The 15740-nt window shown below is 72.6% G+C and carries 15 protein-coding genes; 6 read left to right on the forward strand and 9 right to left on the reverse strand.

The features are described from left to right. Positions 1-8: 8 nt before the first annotated feature. From AB0F52_RS16120 to AB0F52_RS16135, 4 genes are all read right to left on the reverse strand, one after another. Positions 9-1088 (reverse strand): hypothetical protein, encoded by a 1080-nt coding sequence (locus AB0F52_RS16120; protein ID WP_360170557.1) that lies wholly within the window; start codon positions 1086-1088, stop codon positions 9-11. Between the two features lie 9 nt (positions 1089-1097). Next, positions 1098-1688 (reverse strand): hypothetical protein, encoded by a 591-nt coding sequence (locus AB0F52_RS16125; RefSeq protein ID WP_360170560.1) that lies wholly within the window; start codon positions 1686-1688, stop codon positions 1098-1100. 20 nt (positions 1689-1708) lie between these two features. Further along, positions 1709-2143 (reverse strand): XRE family transcriptional regulator, encoded by a 435-nt coding sequence (locus AB0F52_RS16130; RefSeq protein ID WP_360170563.1) that lies wholly within the window; start codon positions 2141-2143, stop codon positions 1709-1711. A 385-nt stretch (positions 2144-2528) separates the two neighbouring features. Continuing rightward, positions 2529-3323 carry a helix-turn-helix transcriptional regulator gene (locus AB0F52_RS16135; protein WP_360170566.1) on the reverse strand — a complete coding sequence of 265 codons (795 nt, stop codon included), beginning with the start codon at positions 3321-3323 and terminating at the stop codon, positions 2529-2531. A 118-nt stretch (positions 3324-3441) separates the two neighbouring features. Between AB0F52_RS16135 and AB0F52_RS16140 the strand changes: the two genes are divergently transcribed. Then, positions 3442-3792 (forward strand): VOC family protein, encoded by a 351-nt coding sequence (locus tag AB0F52_RS16140; protein ID WP_360170569.1) that lies wholly within the window; start codon positions 3442-3444, stop codon positions 3790-3792. Positions 3793-3865: 73 nt separating this feature from the next. On the opposite strand, the gene AB0F52_RS16145 is transcribed toward AB0F52_RS16140, so the two are convergent. Beyond that, positions 3866-5590, reverse strand: coding sequence for a discoidin domain-containing protein (locus AB0F52_RS16145; protein WP_360170572.1), 1725 nt, complete (start codon positions 5588-5590; stop codon positions 3866-3868). A 212-nt stretch (positions 5591-5802) separates the two neighbouring features. Here AB0F52_RS16145 and AB0F52_RS16150 point away from each other — a divergent pair, with 212 nt between their 5' ends. After that, positions 5803-6735 (forward strand): DUF1996 domain-containing protein, encoded by a 933-nt coding sequence (locus AB0F52_RS16150; RefSeq protein ID WP_360170575.1) that lies wholly within the window; start codon positions 5803-5805, stop codon positions 6733-6735. Continuing rightward, entirely contained in the window at positions 6732-7292 is a 561-nt protein-coding gene (locus tag AB0F52_RS16155; protein ID WP_360170578.1) for a DUF305 domain-containing protein, read from the forward strand. The genes AB0F52_RS16150 and AB0F52_RS16155 overlap by 4 nt, the downstream gene beginning before the upstream one ends. Before the next feature lie 60 nt (positions 7293-7352). Here AB0F52_RS16155 and AB0F52_RS16160 read toward each other — a convergent pair whose 3' ends face one another. The 3 genes from AB0F52_RS16160 to AB0F52_RS16170 all read right to left on the reverse strand — a co-directional run bounded on the left by AB0F52_RS16160 (position 7353) and on the right by AB0F52_RS16170 (position 12139). Continuing rightward, positions 7353-10577: a TIM-barrel domain-containing protein gene (locus tag AB0F52_RS16160; RefSeq protein WP_360170581.1), complete on the reverse strand. Its 3225-nt coding sequence runs from the start codon at positions 10575-10577 to the stop codon at positions 7353-7355. Positions 10578-10688: 111 nt separating this feature from the next. Continuing rightward, positions 10689-10970 (reverse strand): DUF664 domain-containing protein, encoded by a 282-nt coding sequence (locus tag AB0F52_RS16165; protein ID WP_360170584.1) that lies wholly within the window; start codon positions 10968-10970, stop codon positions 10689-10691. A gap of 137 nt (positions 10971-11107) precedes the next feature. After that, positions 11108-12139, reverse strand: a complete 1032-nt coding sequence (locus tag AB0F52_RS16170; RefSeq protein WP_360170587.1) for a LacI family DNA-binding transcriptional regulator — start codon at positions 12137-12139, stop codon at positions 11108-11110. 130 nt (positions 12140-12269) lie between these two features. Here AB0F52_RS16170 and AB0F52_RS16175 point away from each other — a divergent pair, with 130 nt between their 5' ends. Genes AB0F52_RS16175 through AB0F52_RS16185 form a run of 3 tightly spaced genes read left to right on the forward strand, consistent with a single transcriptional unit; the run spans position 12270 to position 14336 of the window. After that, positions 12270-12653 carry a hypothetical protein gene (locus tag AB0F52_RS16175; RefSeq protein ID WP_360170590.1) on the forward strand — a complete coding sequence of 128 codons (384 nt, stop codon included), beginning with the start codon at positions 12270-12272 and terminating at the stop codon, positions 12651-12653. 10 nt (positions 12654-12663) lie between these two features. After that, positions 12664-13731 (forward strand): sensor histidine kinase, encoded by a 1068-nt coding sequence (locus AB0F52_RS16180; protein ID WP_360170593.1) that lies wholly within the window; start codon positions 12664-12666, stop codon positions 13729-13731. Then, positions 13728-14336, forward strand: coding sequence for a response regulator transcription factor (locus AB0F52_RS16185; protein WP_360170596.1), 609 nt, complete (start codon positions 13728-13730; stop codon positions 14334-14336). Before AB0F52_RS16180 ends, AB0F52_RS16185 begins: the two co-directional genes overlap by 4 nt. Positions 14337-14367: 31 nt before the next feature. On the opposite strand, the gene AB0F52_RS16190 is transcribed toward AB0F52_RS16185, so the two are convergent. Then, entirely contained in the window at positions 14368-15729 is a 1362-nt protein-coding gene (locus AB0F52_RS16190) for a rhamnulokinase family protein (RefSeq protein WP_360170807.1), read from the reverse strand. Positions 15730-15740: the final 11 nt, after the last annotated feature.

Genomic DNA, 15740 nt, shown 5'->3' on the forward strand with positions numbered 1-15740 from the left:
CGCCACCGTCACGGACGGGTGGTCTCGGCCGCCGTTGTTCCCGCGAGCTTCCGGTACGCACGGGCGATCGCGCGCAGCCGGGCTACGTCCGCGGCGAACGGTTCGGCTGCCGCGGTGGGCGGCTCCGTCTCGGACGGCTCGTCCGGCAGGTCCCGCACCAGCCTCGCCGCCGTCGCCGGGGCCAGGTCCGGGGTCGCGCCCGCCAGGATCAAGCCGTCGTTGGTCTCGCTCATCGCCGTCAGCAGCCGCTCCCGGCGGGACGACCCCGCCGGATCGATGCGCGCGATCTCCGGGAACCGCCGCGTCAGATGGGTGCGCAGCGGCCGGAGCAGGCGGAGCGTCCGCGCGTCGCGGCGCGATGCCGCCAGGCCCGGGACCGCCGGGATGGTCAGGCCCACGACGATCAGCAGCACCGACACCGCCGGGAACCCGACGTCCAGCGCGCACGGCAACGTCGAGAACGGCCCGCGGCACAACGCCTTGACCGGGTGATCGGCCTGCAGCGCGCGGATCGTCCCGGCCACCTTGCCGCCCAGGTACGCCACCGCGAACGCCGACGCCAGCAGCAACAGCGCGAGGCCCGCGCGCAGCGCTCCCCCGCTCGCCCGGATCGTCACCGCCGCCACGAAACCGATGTCGAGCACCGCGAAGCCCAGGTACACCGTGTAGGTGAAGACGTAGACCACCAGGGTCGGGTGGGTGCGGTACAGCTCGTCGAACAGGCCGATGCCGCGCGGCAGCCCCGGGGTGCTGAAGAAGGTCACCACCAGCACCGTCAACGCCACGCCGAGGGCGACCAGCCGGGTGCGGCGCCCACGGTCGCGGGTGCCGCTGATCTCCGCCACCGTCAGGCCGATGCCGTACGCCGCGACCATCGTCGCCAGGTTCGACAGCAGCCGGCCGAGGCTCGGGTAGAGCTCGCTCTCGAACTGCTGCGCCCGGTGCGACAGGAAACAGAACGCCGCGCCGAGCGCGATGAGCGAGACGGCCAGGCCCGCGCCCGCGCCGGTGCGTCGCGCGCGGGCCGCTCGCCAGATTCCGGCGAACAGGGCGAAGAGCCCCACTCCGACGAAAAGTATGTCGATCACGGGACGCGACTATCCCAGGAGGGCCGCCAGCCGCCTGGCCTGGTCCGCCGCTCGGCCGGACGCGCCCGGCTGAACGGCGCGTGGCTCGCTCGTCGCCGCGCTCATCAGCAGGACGGCGATCAGCTCGGCCTCGTACTCGTCGGTCCCGGTCGTGACGCGGGTGAGCAGGTGCGACAACGCCCGCGGCGCCAGGTCCGGGGCGAGCTCGGCGGCCTCGGCCTCCGACATCAGGCACGTCCCGGTGTGCGCGCACAGCATGTGGGCCAGCTCGTGGGCGATGATGTGGTCCTGGTGCAGCGCCGACGTCCGCTCGGTGTAGGCGATCAGGTCGTAGCCGGGGCGGGCCTGCCACGCACCGGACGGCTGACCGGGCCGGTACGTGATCGGGACGAGGTCGATCTCGCGGCCCCGCCACGCTTCGAGGCCGTCGACCCAGGCGTTCATCGACCACGGCCGCGGGAGCGGGACAGCGGCGAGCACCGTCCGCACGCGCTCGCGTGCCCGGTCGCGGAGGGCCGGCAGGCCGCGCTCGTCGATGGGTCCTCCCCGGTCACCGGGCGCCAGCCGGGTGCACCGGGGCGCGAACACGGACGAGGTCATCGTAGCCGAGCCGACCGGAGTCACTCCGGCTTCCGCCGCCGGCCGGCGCGACGCCGGGTCTCGTCGTAGCTGCTGAGCTGATCCAGCAGCGCGGTGACGGTTTCGCGGTCGCGCGGCGAGAGCCGCATGGCTCGCTGCGCCAGGTTCCGCGCCTCGCTGTCCCGCCACGCCACGACGTCCTCGACCTGCCGGTCGACCTGCCCGGCCACCTCGTCGTCGAAGAAGTACGTCACCGGGACACCGAAGAACTGGGCGAGCGCCTGGATGTGCGAGCGTTTCGGATCCTTGCGCGCGCCGACGGCCAGCTGCTGGACGTGGGTCGCCGACATCGTGACACCGGTCTGCTCGGCGACCCCGTGCGCGATCTCCCGGTAGGAGTACGGCTTGCGATCCGGCGGGTGCACGGTCGCGATCAGGTGCGCCAGCCGTTCGGCGAAACTGCGCTCTTCGCTCACCACACACCACCTGCAGCCATGAAACGTGACACCGGACAGGATAGCTGTTTCGAAAACTTGACACAACCTGTGCCGGAAAGACTACGATACTCGGGTCCGGTGTTTCGGAAACGTGACACCGGCCCGGGGTGGCGCAGCGGCCCGCGGGTGACTCACGTGGCCGCTGGGGGTGACCACGCGCCTAGCCCCACCGTCTGCGCCGCCCCTTCTCGCAAACTCCACCTCCTGCGCAGCCCTTCTCGCGACTCCGCCTCGTCCGGCCTCCCCCCTCCCGCCACTCCGCGTGATGTCAACGGGTGCTCGGCACTTGCGGCCCGCTCCGCGCGGACTGTGCCGCATCCGGTGACCGCGGCCGATGCCCACGCCGCGCCGCCGACCACCTGCCTCAGCGCGCCAGCAGCCGCCGGATTGCTCCGGGCGGTGCCCCCGCGTGTTCGCGGACCGTGCGGGTCAAATGGGCTTGGTCGGCGAAGCCGAGGTCCGCCGCCAGCACTCCCAACTCCCGCTCCCCCGCCTCCAGCCGCTCGAGGGCACGGCCGACCCGGACCCGGTTGCGGTAGCGCGTCAGCGAAACACCCAGCTCGCGCGGGAACGCGCGGCTCAACCGGTACGGCGACACCCCCAGCGCCTCCGCCAGCGGGAACAGCCCGGCCGCCGCCGGGTCGTCCGCCACGATCGCTTCCCGTGCCCTTCCCACCACCGCGCGGTCGTCGCCACGACCCGGCGATGCCGGTGTCGGGGCCTGCGCCGCCTGGATGATCGCGCCGCGCACCAGTGCCAGCAACTGTTCCGCCAGGGCGTAGTCCAGGTCGGCCGCCGAAGCGACCACGCGGCGGTGGGCGGGCTCGAGCGCGCCGTCGACGTACACCGTCGATGGGCCCGGCCGATCGCCCGCGAGGTGGCGCCACAACCGCGCGCCGAACTCCACCGACGTGCAGACGTCTCCGCCCGCCGGGTGCGCGAAGCGCTCTTCGTCGCCCGGTCCGGCCAGGTAGGCCGACGTCGGGTCGGCGTCCGCGACCACGCCGCGGACCTTCCTGCGGAACCGGCCCCGGCGCACGAGCACCATCCGGTGGCCGGCCGACACCTCCGCCGGCGACCAGCCGGTGTGGTCGTCGGCGCACCGGACCACGCTCACCGAAAAGCCGGGGCGGGCCACCACTTCGACTGCCTCACGCACGACCCGGACGGTACGCCGGGGGTACGACACTTTCCGGCCCGCAAGGATCTTCAAGACCGCGCCGCGGGACCGCGAGCAGGCTGCCACCCGACGAAAAGCACGACGAAAGGAACCACCCGTGCCCGCTGAACTCACCACCGTCGTCCTCGACTGCGCCGACCCGGCCGCGCTCGCCGCCTTCTACGCCAAGGCACTCGGCTGGGAGGTCTCCTATGCCGACGATGACACCGTCCAGCTCGGCGGCGGTCCGGTCGGCCTCGGCTTCCAGCGCGTCGCGGGCTACCGCGGCCCCGCCTGGCCGGACGCCGCCAAGCACGTCCACCTCGACCTGCGGGTCGGCGATCTCGCCGGTGCCGTCGAGGAATTCCTGGCACTGGGCGCCACCAAACCGGACTTCCAGCCGGGCGGCAGCGACTGGACCGTCCTGCAGGACCCGGAAGGGCACCTCTTCTGCCTCGCCGAGGGCTGACAGCGTGGTGGTCCCTCGGCACCGAGGGACCACCACACCCGTCATGAGGAGCCTGGCCGAGACCCACCGGCAGTCACCGCGAGGCGATCACCCGCAGCGAGCGCGTCTCGATGCCGACGTTGCCGTGGCCGTCCCGGGCGTAGAGGTAGAGCTTCCAGACGCCCGGCTGCTGCGGCGCGGTGACGGTGAACGTCCCGTTCCCGGTGAACGAGGCCGGGATCAGGCCGCCGGCGTTGTTGATGTACTTGCTGTTGTACCCCATGGTGTAGGTGATCGGGTCACCGTCCGGATCGGACACGCCGGCCGTCATGGTGAACGTGCTGCCCGCCGGCACGTCGGTGACGCGGCTGAGGTTCATCGACGCGATCACCGGCGGGGTGTTGCCCCCGGTCTGTCCACTGTAGATCTTGCGAACGGCGTACCAGGAGAGCCGCTTCTCGTTGCCCGTGGTGATGTTGAACCAGACGCCGCCGAAGTCACCTTCGGTGCCGTAGTGGAACAGCGTTGCGCCGAGCGCCACTCCTGGGTGGGCCAGCACGCAGTTCCAGGCGTTGACGTAACCGTCGCGCTTCTGCTGATCGGCCGGTTCGGCGGGCACGCCGTTGACGTCGTCCGGCACCTCCCACTCGCCGGCCGGGCCGGTTTCGGTGATGACGTACGGTTTCGAGTAGCCGCCCGCGAGCCAGTCCTGCTTCACCTGGCAGACGTGGGCGTAGGAGTTGACCGCGTAGAGGTCGAGGTTCGGTGCGTACGCCTTGTAGTACGGCCACGCGCCGGTCCAGGCGTCGGTCGAGGTGACCGGGTGGTTCGCGTCGATGGCGTGGATCGCCTGCGCGGCTTGGTCGACGAAGCGCGTGTAAGCGATCCGGTTCTGCTCCAGCTGCGTGCCGGAGTAGCAGTTCTGCATCCCGAGGATCGACTCGTTGCCGACGTTCCACAGCAGCACGCCGGGGTGGGTTTTGTATGCAGTAACCCATTTTTGGATCTCGGCGAGCATCGTGTTCTTGTATGCGGTATCCGTTGTGTAGTCGACGCAGCCGCCACTGCCCGGACCGCCGCCGGGTTGCAGCCAGAACCCGCTGACGACCTTGATGCCGTTGGCCGCGGCGGCGTCGAGCAGGGGCTGGGTGGTGCCGTCGGTGCCCCAGGTGCGGACCGTGTTGACGCCGATCGCGTGCAGCTCGGGCATCCGCGCGGCCGCTTCGCTCACCGGCGGGCCCCAGGTGAGTCCGTTGACGGTCCACGGTATCCCGTCGACCGTCAGCTGCCAGTTGCCCTGCGTACCGGTCACCCGGGTGACGCCGGGACCGCCCTGCGTCCCCGGGGTTCCGCTGACCTGGAATTCCCACAGCGAGTAGCCGTAGCCGCCGACACGGTGGGTGCCGTAGAAGCGCACATAACGGCCATGGCCGGTGACGACGAGATTCTGTATACCGCCGACCGCCGTCGTCGTGCTGTATACAGTCCGCCAAGTACCGGCATCGTCGGAAACCTGGATTTCGTAGGCAGTGGCGTAGGCGGCTTCCCAGTTCAAGGTGACCTGGCTGATGTCGGCGGGAACGCCGAGGTCGACCTGAAGCCACTGCGGGTCGCTCCAGGCGCTTGCCCAGCGCGTGCCGGGGTCGCCGTCGACGGCCGCCGACGGCGGTGTGCCCGCGCCCTCGCTGCTCGACGCGGTCGCGGGTCTGCCTTGGGAAAGCAGCGTGGCGGCGTGCGCCGGGAACGGGACGGCGAGCAGGCCCAGCACCAGCAGGGCCACCAGCGCCGGGACGGCGCGGAGGAGCGACGGTCGGTCCACGATGACTCCCGTACGACAGGGGACGGCACTCGGAGAGCGCTCTCCAGCGCGATCGATGGTTCGGCACGAGCCCGGCGCTGTCAAGGATCGCGGAGAAACCCGACAATGACTGTCCGGGCGGCGAATCGGGTGCTCCTTGACAGGTTCACGCTCAGCTGCGCATGCTGTGGGAGAGCGCTCTCCCATCCTTGGCACCTCACCGTGGAGGACCCTTGGCAACGAAAGCCGCGCTCCTCGCCTGCACCGCCGCCACCGTGCTGGCAGGCGCCTTCCTCACCGCGGCCACCTGGTCGCCCGCCGGGGCCGACGACCTGGTGACCCACCACGAGTTCCAGGTCAACTGCTCCCCCAGCCACCACCAGCCGGACGACCCGATCGTCTTCCCGGGGCTGCCCGGCGCCTCGCACGACCACACGTTCCTCGGCAACAAGACCACCAACGCGGCCACGACCCTGCAGTCGCTGCAGGGCGCGGGCGTCGGCAACACGACCTGCATAGCGCCGGACGACCTGTCGGCGTACTGGTTCCCGACGGTCTACAACGGGAACCAGGTGGTGCTGCCGAACTTCGCGCAGGTCGTCTACTACAAGTCCGGCATCCTCGACTACACCAAGGTGGTGCCGTTCCCGCCCGGCCTGCGGTACGTCGCCGGGAGCGTCACGGCGACGCAGGACGAATTCCAGCACGCGCCCGGCGCGATCGAGGGCTGGGAGTGCGGGGACAGCTTCCACAACTGGGACGTGCCCGTGCACTGCGTCGAGGGCAGCCAGCTCAACATCCGCTACCAGGCGCCGAGCTGCTGGGACGGCGTCCACCTGGACTCGGCCGACCACAAGAGCCACCTGGCGTACCCGGACCGGGCGACGCTGACGTGCCCGGCCGGCCACCCGGTGGCCGTGCCGATGCTGGAGTTCAAGATGGCGTTCCCGGTCAGCGGCGACATGTCCGGCGTGCACCTGGCCAGCGGGCGCGGGTACTCGTGGCACTACGACTTCTTCAACGCGTGGGACCCCGAGACGCTCGCGGCGCTGGTGAAGCACTGCATCAACGGCGGCCTGCAGTGCGACCCGCGCGGGTTCGACCTGTACAAGCCGGATCGCGGCAGCGTGCTCGGACCGAACTACCGGCTGCCCGGCCGCCCGTGAGACGCCGGGTCCTGGGGGCCGTGGCGGTGGTGGCGCTGACCATGGGCGGATGCGCCACCACCGCCCCGGCCGGTCCCCCGGCGGCCGTCAACCAGGCGGCCATCGACCAGGCGGCCTTCAACCCGACGGACGTGGCCTGGCTGCAGCTCGTGGTGCCGATGACGGAGAACGCCGTGACCGCGGCCCGGCTGGCGCCGGAGCACACAGCGAGCGCTGAGGTCCGCTCGGCGGCCGACGCCTGCGCGGGAGCTCAAGAACGGTTACTGGCCCGCCTGCGAGCCGCCCGCGACCGGGCGGGGCTGCCGGCGAGCGACGTCCACGGCGGACACCGGATGCCGGGCATGGTCACGGCGGCCGATCTGGTCGCGTTGCGCGGCGATCGGGGTGCCGGGTTCGACCGGCGGCTGGTCGCGCTGCTGCGGGCGCACGCGGCGCAGCTCGTCGTGCTGGCCGCGGGCGAACAGGCCTCCGGGGCGGACGCGGAGACCCGTGAGCTGGCCCGGGAGGTCGACGCCGAGGGCACACGGGAAAGCGAGGTGCTCCCGAAGACGGCGTGAGACGAGCCGTCGAGGCCACGGGGATCCGTGGCCTCGACGGCAGTTCCGGCTCCGGCAGGCTCAGTACGTGACGGTCACCGGACCCCGGCCCGGCTGGGCCGGCGCGGTCACGGTCAGCGTCTTCGTCGCCGCGTCCCACTTCCACGCCGTCGGCGGCGCCCAGCCGTTCCCGACCTTCACCCGGCTCGGGGCCGACGCCACGCCGAGGAACTTCACCGTCCACTCGCGGGGTGCCGCCCGGAACGAGCCCTGTGTGGGCGAGACCGTCACCGTGTGCGCCCCGTAGCACTCGCTGTAGGCGATCTTCGTCGACGACGAACGCGCCGACGACACCCCGTTGTCTTCATACAGCGAGAACTTCCCGGAGCCACCCGGCGCCACCGTCACCGTCACCCGGTCCAGCGGGTTCTGGACGTCGTTGGCGACGTCGGCCGTCCGGGTGGCCGTGATGCCGCCCGCGCGGAGGAACACCGGCATCGTGCCCAGGTCCGACGTCACCTGCTGGGTCGTCCCGCCCGCGTAGGTCTTGCCGGTGAAGTAGTCCGTCCACTGCCCCGGCGGGAACCACACCGACGTCGTCGCCGACGTCCCCGGGGAGGTCACCGGTGCGACCAGCAGGTCCGGCCCGTAGAAGTACTCGCTCTGGGCCGCCGCGTACGCGGCCGGCTCGTCCGGGTACTCCAGGTACGTCGGGCGCACCACCGGGACGCCCGTCGCCGCCGCTTCCTGCGCCAGCGTGTACGTGGTGGGCACCAGGTTTTCCCGCAGGTTCAAGAACTTCGTCGCCGACGCCTTGGCCGCGTCGCCGTACTGCCAGGGCAGCCGGTCGCTGTGGTTGCTGTGCAGGCGGTCGATCGGCTGGAACGTGCCGAGCTGCACCCACCGCGCGTACATGTCGTCCGGCAGCTTGGCCGTCTGGTGCTGCTGGCCGCCGGAGGTGTAGGTCTCGCTGCCGCGCAGGCCCGTCGTGTCGTTGTGGCCGCCGATGTCGTGGCTGATCGCCGACATGCCGGTCGCCGCCGACTCCGCCGGCGTGATGCCGACCTCCATCCGCAGCGTTCCCCACGTCGACGAGGTGTCGCCGGTGAAGTGGAGCGTGCTGCGCTTGTCCGCCCACGGCCCCGTGGCCAGCCCCGTCGGGCCGCCGTAGCCGCCCGCCTGCAGCGAGCCGTACGCCCGCGAGATGACGAACCCGCGGCCGGTCGCGGGCGCCGCGAGATCGGCGTACTGCTGGTTGATCCACGCGTCCGGGGTCACGCCGGGCAGGCTCGAGCGCGAGGCGTCACAGCACCAGTCGAGCCACCAGAAGTCGTTGCCCTGCTTCATCATCCCGGCGTGCAGGTCGAGGTAGGCCTTGAGCTGGTCCGGGTCGCCCCAGTCGAAGACGTAGCAGTCGGTGCCGCAGTTCGACTTGACCAGCTTGCCCTTCGCCGTCGCCTGGGCGCGGGCGAACTGCGGGTCCGAGCCCATGATGCTGGGGTGGATGTTGAGGTTGTTGTGCAGGCCCTGGGCCTTCGACCAGGCGAAGAAGCCGGCCGGGTCGGGGAACTTCGCGGTGTCGAACTGCCAGCCGTTCCACGTGTCCGGCGCCTTGAAGTCGGTGTCGGTCACCAGGACGTCCAGCGGGACGCCTTCGCTGCGGAACCGGGGCAGGATCGTGTCGCGGTAGTCGGCCGCGGTGCGGTCGATGTACTCGGAGTACCAGACGCCGTAGGCCCAGCGCGGCAGCAGCTGCGGCGGCCCGGTCAGGGTCGCCAGGTCACGCAGCCCGGCCTTGTAGTCGTGGCCGAACGCGAAGAGGTAACCGTCCTGGTAGGGGTTTCCGCCGTGGGACGGCCGCTGCGTCACCGCACGGGTCCGCGTGTCGTACAGCGCGGAGATCGTGTCGTCGAGCAGGTACCAGCCGTCCTGGTGCAGGAGGCCTTCGGTGGTCGACGGCGTGCCGTTGTCGCCGTTGACGCCGTCGAGACCGCGCCGGTAGCCGCCGAGCGCGAGGTGCGGCGGCGGCGCCGTGCCTCCGGCCGGGGTGACGGCGACGGTGTCGACGTTGACGTGGCAGCTGGTGTCCTCGGGACAGCCGAGGACGACGTCGTTCGTGCCCGCCTTCAGGTCCACCGGCACGGACGCGCTCTTCCAGGCGTCCCAGCCGTCGGTGATCGGCAGCGTCAGCGTGCGGGTGACGCCGTTCGCGGTGACCGGCGCCGTGCGCATTTCGTGGCGGCCGTCGCCGCCGGTGCCGTTGGCGTAGCGGACGTGCAGCAGGTACGTGCCGTCGGCCGGGACGTCCGAGACTCGGTGGGTCAGCGCCGAACCGCGGTTGAGCTCGGCGACGAACCCGCGCCCGGCGTAGCCGGTGTGGTCGGTCGCCACGACGGCGGACCCCGAGCGCAGGCCGGCTTCGGCCTCGCAGCTCGTCCCGGCCGGGCAGCCGGTGAACGCGCGCGCCGAGGCCGGCGGGAAGGACGCACCCGCGGTCAGCACGGCCAGGCCGTCGAGGTTGACGTTGCCGGAGTCGGCCGCGGTCCGCTCGAGGCGGACGCTGTGGTGCCCGGCGGCGAGGGTGACCGGGACCGAGGCCAGGGCCCAGGCGTTCCAGTCCGCCGTCACGGGCAGGGTGAGTTTCTGCGCCGCGCCGCCGTCGACCGAAACGCTCAGGGTGCGCGTGACGTGCTGGCCGTCGCCGCCCTGGCCGTTGGCGTAGCGCGCGGTCACCGAGTACGTCCCCGCGGTGGGCGCGAGGACGTCCGCCGTCACCGAGTTCCCGGTGCTTTCGAAGCCGGCGAGGAAGCCTTCGCCGGTGTAGCCGGAGTGGTCGGTCGCGACGCCGAGCCCGTCGGTGGTGAGGTCTTCGGCCTCACACCGGGCACCGGCCGCGCAGGTCAGGTGGTGCCAGGGGGCCGCGAGCACCGGGGTCGCGCCGGCGGTCGTGCGGAGTTCGAGGTTGCCGCCGTCGAACGGCCCGGAGTTCAGCCGGTAGGTCAGCGTCGTCGCACTCGTCTTGATCGTGAGGACGCCGCCCGAAACCGTGCTGGTGTACGGCGTGGACGGGAAGGCGCCGCGGCCGACGGCGTTGAAGGTGGCGGCGTCGGTGAAGCGGCCGTCGCCCGCGTACTCGGTGCGGATCAGGGTCGGCGACAGCACCTGGAAGCGGGCGTTCCCGGCGGTGACGGTCTGGCTCGCGGGCCCGGCCACGGCGGGGGTCGCGACGGCCACCGCCGCGACGGCGCTCCCGGCGACGGCGAGCGCGCAGGCCCGCCGGATGGTTCTCGCTGTTCTGCTCCGCACGGCGGAACTCCGTTCCGGTGAAGGGGACTCGGCGGCGTTACAACGTTGGAAATCTGAGCACAGCAAATCGCCCGATGTCCAGACCATTGAGCAGAACCTGTCCCGGACAGATCAGCGGCCGGTCACCCCGTCGAGCTGCTCCCGCAGGATGTCGGCGTGCCCCGCGTGGCGGGCGGTCTCGCTCGTCATGTGGGCCAGCACCCACCGCAGGGTGTGGAACCTGCCGTCGATCGACACCGCCGAGGGCGCGTCCGGGTGCCCGGCGGCCCGGATCGCCGCGTCGCTCTCCTCGATCGCCGCGCGGTAGCCGGCCAGGACTTCGGGAGCGGTCAGGCCGGCCGGGACGTCCATCCCCACGTCGCCCGGGTCCGGGCCGCCCGCGACGCGTCGCAAGTTGTTTGACGTTCGGAGTGGCCGGAACCGGCTCGCGCCCCCGAAACCGGCCCGGTCAGCGCGGACTTCCGGCCACTGCATCGGACCAGCCGCCGCCAGGAGACTGTCGACGTACCTCAGACGCGCGACACCAGCGGTCAGGCCGAGTCCCGGACCACCAGTTCCGGGTCGAAGATCACCGACTCGGCGCGCAGGGCCGGGTCGGCCATGCGGTCGAGCACCATCCGGGCCATCGTCGCGCCCATCTCCTCGACCGGCTGGCGGACCGTCGTGAGCCGGGGCCGGCAGCTGAGCGCGACCCGGCTGTCGTCGAAGCCGACCACCGCCACGTCGTCCGGGACCCGCTTGCCGGCCTCGCGCAACACCGTCAGCGCGCCGTACGCCATCAGGTCGTTGGCCACGAAGAGCCCGTCCAGCTCCGGGTCCTCGGCGAGCAGGCGCTCCATCGCCCGTTCGCCGCCCTGTTCGGTGAAGTCGCCCTCGGCGACCGCCACGTACGCGTGACCGTGGCGGGCCATCGCGTCGCGGAACCCGGCCAGCCTGTCCTGCCCCGCCGGGGTGCCTGCCGGGCCCGCGATCGTGGCGACGCGGCGGCAGCCGCGCGAGACGAGCCGGCCGGCCGCGAGCCGGGCGCCGTCCTGGTGGGCGACGTCGACGTAGCAGACCGGCGCGGGGCGGCCGGGCCGCGCGAACAACGCCGTGGGGACGCCCGCGCCGGTCAGCGTGCGCGGAAGCGGGTCTTCCGCCGGGTGCAGCGAGATCAGCAGCACACCGCTGACCTGCTCCTGACGCAGCTTCGGCACCAGCTTCTCGCGCTCTTCGTCGCTGTCGACGAGCATCAGCAGCGGGTGGAGCCCCCGCGGGCGCAGGTGCGCGAGCACGCCTTCGACGACCCGGCCGAAGAACGGGTCGCCGAACACACCGCCGGTGAAGGCTTCGACGTGCCGCTCCGGTTCGGACACGACCAGCGCGATCCCGCCGGTGCGCCGGGTGACCAGCGAGCGGGCCGCGCGGTTCGGGACGTACCCGGTGTCGGCGATGGCGCGCTCGACCGTCTCGCGCAGCTTCGGATCGACGTTGCGCACGCTGTTCACCACGCGGGACACCGTGGCGCGGGAGACGCCGGCGACCCGCGCGACGTCCTCCAGGGTGGGCGGCTGCGTCGTCACCAGTCCTTTCTAGCACGCTGTGAGAGCGCTCTCCCTGTATTGCCGACCACTGTGCTGCTGACAAATGTCACGGGTGGCCGGTGGGGGACGGCACTGCCCGCCGAGGAGCCGCGCGACGAGCATTTCCGGCATGACGAGAACCGAAACCGCCGGCTTCCGGCCGGTACTGCTGCTGACCGGCGCGTACGCCGCGCTCTCCGTCCTCACTTTCGGCGTGATCGTCCTGTTCCGGGACCACCCCGCGATGGTGACCGACGCGGTCTGGGTGCGCGCCACGATCGTCGTCGCCAGTTCGCTGCTGACGTTCGCGTTCGCCCGCAGCGCCGCCCGGGGCTCGCGCAAGGGGCTCCTGCGGCTGCGGATCGTCTCGGCGGTGATGCTGGTGGCGATCGCCGTCATCGTCGCGTGGCCCGGGCTGTTCCCGCTGTGGCTGCGGATCGAGCAGGCCGCGTGCGGGCTCCTGCTGCTCGGGGTGACCGTGCTGATCAACGGCCGGCGACTGCGGGCGCGGTAGCGTGCCGGAGGTGGACGGGACGAGGGACGTGCAGCGCTGGGTGCGCGGCTGGCGGCTGCGGCTGCTCGACGCCGGCATGCTCGTCTACCCGGCCGTGACCGTGGCGGGTGTGCTGCAGCATTCCGCGGGCACCGCCGCTTTCGCGGGCTGCCTGGTCGTGGCCGCGTTCGCCGCCGGGTACCTGCTCGCCGCGGCCGCGGCGGCCCGCCGGGCCACGCGGCCGTTCTGGCTGCTGACCGGGGGCTGCGCCGTGCTGTTCGCCGTCGCGATCCCGTTCGCCCACGCCGACGCCTTCTTCCTCGCCGCCGTCGTTCTTTCGCTGGCCGTGCCGCGGCTCCCCCGGCGCGTCGCGTTCGTGCTGGTGGCGGCGGCCGCGCTCGCCGCCGTCCTGGGGCCGTGGCCGGGTGGGCCGGGTTGGACACAGGCCGTGGCGCTCGTGTTCACCGTGCTCATGGTGTCCGCGTTCGCGGAAGCGATCCGGGCGAACGCGGCGCTCGTCGAGGCCCGTGCCGAGGTCGCGCGGCTGGCGTCCGAGGCCGAACGGACCCGGATCGCCCGGGACCTGCACGACCTGCTCGGCCACTCGCTCACCGCGATCACGGTGAAGAGCACGCTGGCCCGGCGGCTGGTCACGGCGGAAGCCGCCCGCGCGGGTGAGGAGATGGCGGCCGTCGAGACGCTGGCCCGGCAGGCGCTGACCGACGTGCGCGCCGCGGTGTCGGGCTACCGGGACGTCACGTTGGCCGGCGAGCTGGCCCGCGGCCGTGAGCTGCTGCGCGCGTGCGGGGTCGCCGCGGACCTGCCGACGGCCACCGACGCCGTCGGCCCGGCGCACCAGGAACTCTTCGGGTGGGTGGTGCGGGAGGGCCTGACCAACGTGGCCCGGCACGCGCGGGCGACGCGGTGCTCGGTGACGCTCTCGGCGTCCACAGTGGAGGTCGTCGACGACGGCGTGGGCGGGATCGCGAGCGGGGGTTCCGGGCTCGATGGGCTGCGCGAGCGCGTCCTCGCGGCCGGCGGGCGCTTTTCGGCGGGGCCGCTGCACCCGCGGGGCTGGCGGCTGCGGGTGACGGTATGACGATCCGGTTGCTGCTGGCCGACGACCAGGCGCTGGTCCGGGAGGCGTTGTGCGCGCTCCTCGCCCTCGAGGACGACTTCGAGGTGGTCGCCTCGGTGGGCCGCGGCGACGAGGTCGTCGCGGCGGCACGCGAGCACCGGCCCGACGTCGCCCTGCTCGACATCGAAATGCCCGGCCTGGACGGGCTGGCGGCCGCCGCGGTGCTGGCGGCGCAGGTGCCGGACTGCCGGATCGTCATGCTGACGACGTTCGGGCGCGCCGGGTACCTCAGGCGCGCGATCGAGGCGGGCGCGGCCGGGTTCGTGGTGAAGGACGCCCCGGCCGACGTGCTCGCCGACGCGATCCGCCGGGTGCGCGGCGGCGAGCGGGTGGTGGACCCGGCACTGGCGGTGGCCACGCTGGCGGCGGGCGAGTCACCGCTGACGGCCCGCGAGCGCGACGTCCTCATCACGGCGCGAAGCGGGGCGACGATCGCCGAGATCGCCTCGCGGTTGTATCTGTCCGAGGGGACCGTGCGCAATTACGTGTCGGCGGCGATCGCCAAGACCGGGGCGCGGAACCGGGTGGAAGCCGTGCGGACGGCGGACGAGCGGGGCTGGCTGTAGGAGGCAAGGCACGCACCGGACTCAGGCGACCTCAGCCGTGCAGCCGGGCTTCGGCCGCCGCCCAGTCCGCGCGGCCCGATGGCTCGTAACGGCGGATCTCCTGCGTCTCGCGCACCAAAGCCCGCATCGCCGCCAGATCCGGCAGGTCCTCCCCCAAGGCCCGGGCCTGGACCAGCACGTTCCCCAGCGCCGCCGCCTCGACCGGGCCGGCCAGGACCGGTACGCCGCACGCGTCCGCCGTCGACTGGCACAGCAGCTCGTTGCGGGCTCCGCCGCCCACCAGGTGGATCACGTCGACCTGACGGCCGGAAACGCGGGTCGCGGCCTGGATGGCCCGGCGGTGGGCCAGCGCCAGGCTGTCCACGATGCAGCGGACCACCGCCGCCCGGGTGGCGGGTGGCTGCTGGCCCGTCGCCCGGCAGGCCGCTTCGATGCGGGAGGGCATGTCGCCCGGGGGAAGGAAGGCCGGGTCGTCGATGTCCACCACCGCGGCCAGCGCGGGTGCTGAAGCCGCGGCGGCCAGCAGCGCCGGGAGGTCCTCCGGGCACGACCACGTGCGCAGCGTCTCCGACAGCACCCACAGGCCCATCACGTTGCGCAGGAACCGGATCGTGCCGTCGACGCCGCCCTCGTTCGTGAAGTTCGCTTCCAGGGCCGCGTCGCTCAGCTCCGGAGCCGGCAGTTCCAGCCCGGCCAGCGACCACGTGCCCGACGAGATGTACGCGAAGTTCGTCCCCGGGTCCGCCGGGACCGCGACCACCGCCGACGCCGTGTCGTGCGAGCCGACCGCCACCACCGGCAGGCCGGACAGCTCGTCCGCCGTGCCCACCACCGTCCCCGGGTCGCGCAGCGGCGGCAGCAGCCGCGGTGGGATTCCGACGCGCGAAGCCAGTGACGCCGCCCAGGTCCGCGCGCGGACGTCGTACAGCTGCGTCGTCGACGCGTTCGTCCGCTCGGCGCCGATCGAGCCCGTGAGCCAGTAGCCGAGCAGGTCCGGGATCAGCAGCATCGCCGACGCGGCCTCGAGCCGGTCGCCTTCCGACACCAGCTGGTAGAGGGTGTTGAACGGCAGCTGCTGCAGTCCCGTCACGTCGTAGAGCTCGCGCGCGGACACCTTCTCCAAGACCTGGGGAAGCACGCCGTCGGTGCGCGAGTCGCGGTAGTGGACGGGGTTGCCGAGCAGCGCGCCGCGGTCGTCCAGGAGCCCGTAGTCGACCGCCCAGGAGTCGATGCCGACGCCGTCCAGGCGCCCGGCTTCGCGGATTCCGGCCAGGGTCTCGCGGTACAGGCCCAGGATGTCCCAGTACAGCGCCGGCCCCGCGCGGACGCCGCCGTTCGGGAAGCGCCGCACCTCCTCGACCGTCAGCAGCGACGGGCCGGCCGTCCCGGCCATCACGCGCCCGC

It is taken from the genome of Amycolatopsis sp. NPDC024027, from assembly GCF_040638975.1.
Classification (GTDB): Bacteria; Actinomycetota; Actinomycetes; order Mycobacteriales; family Pseudonocardiaceae; genus Amycolatopsis.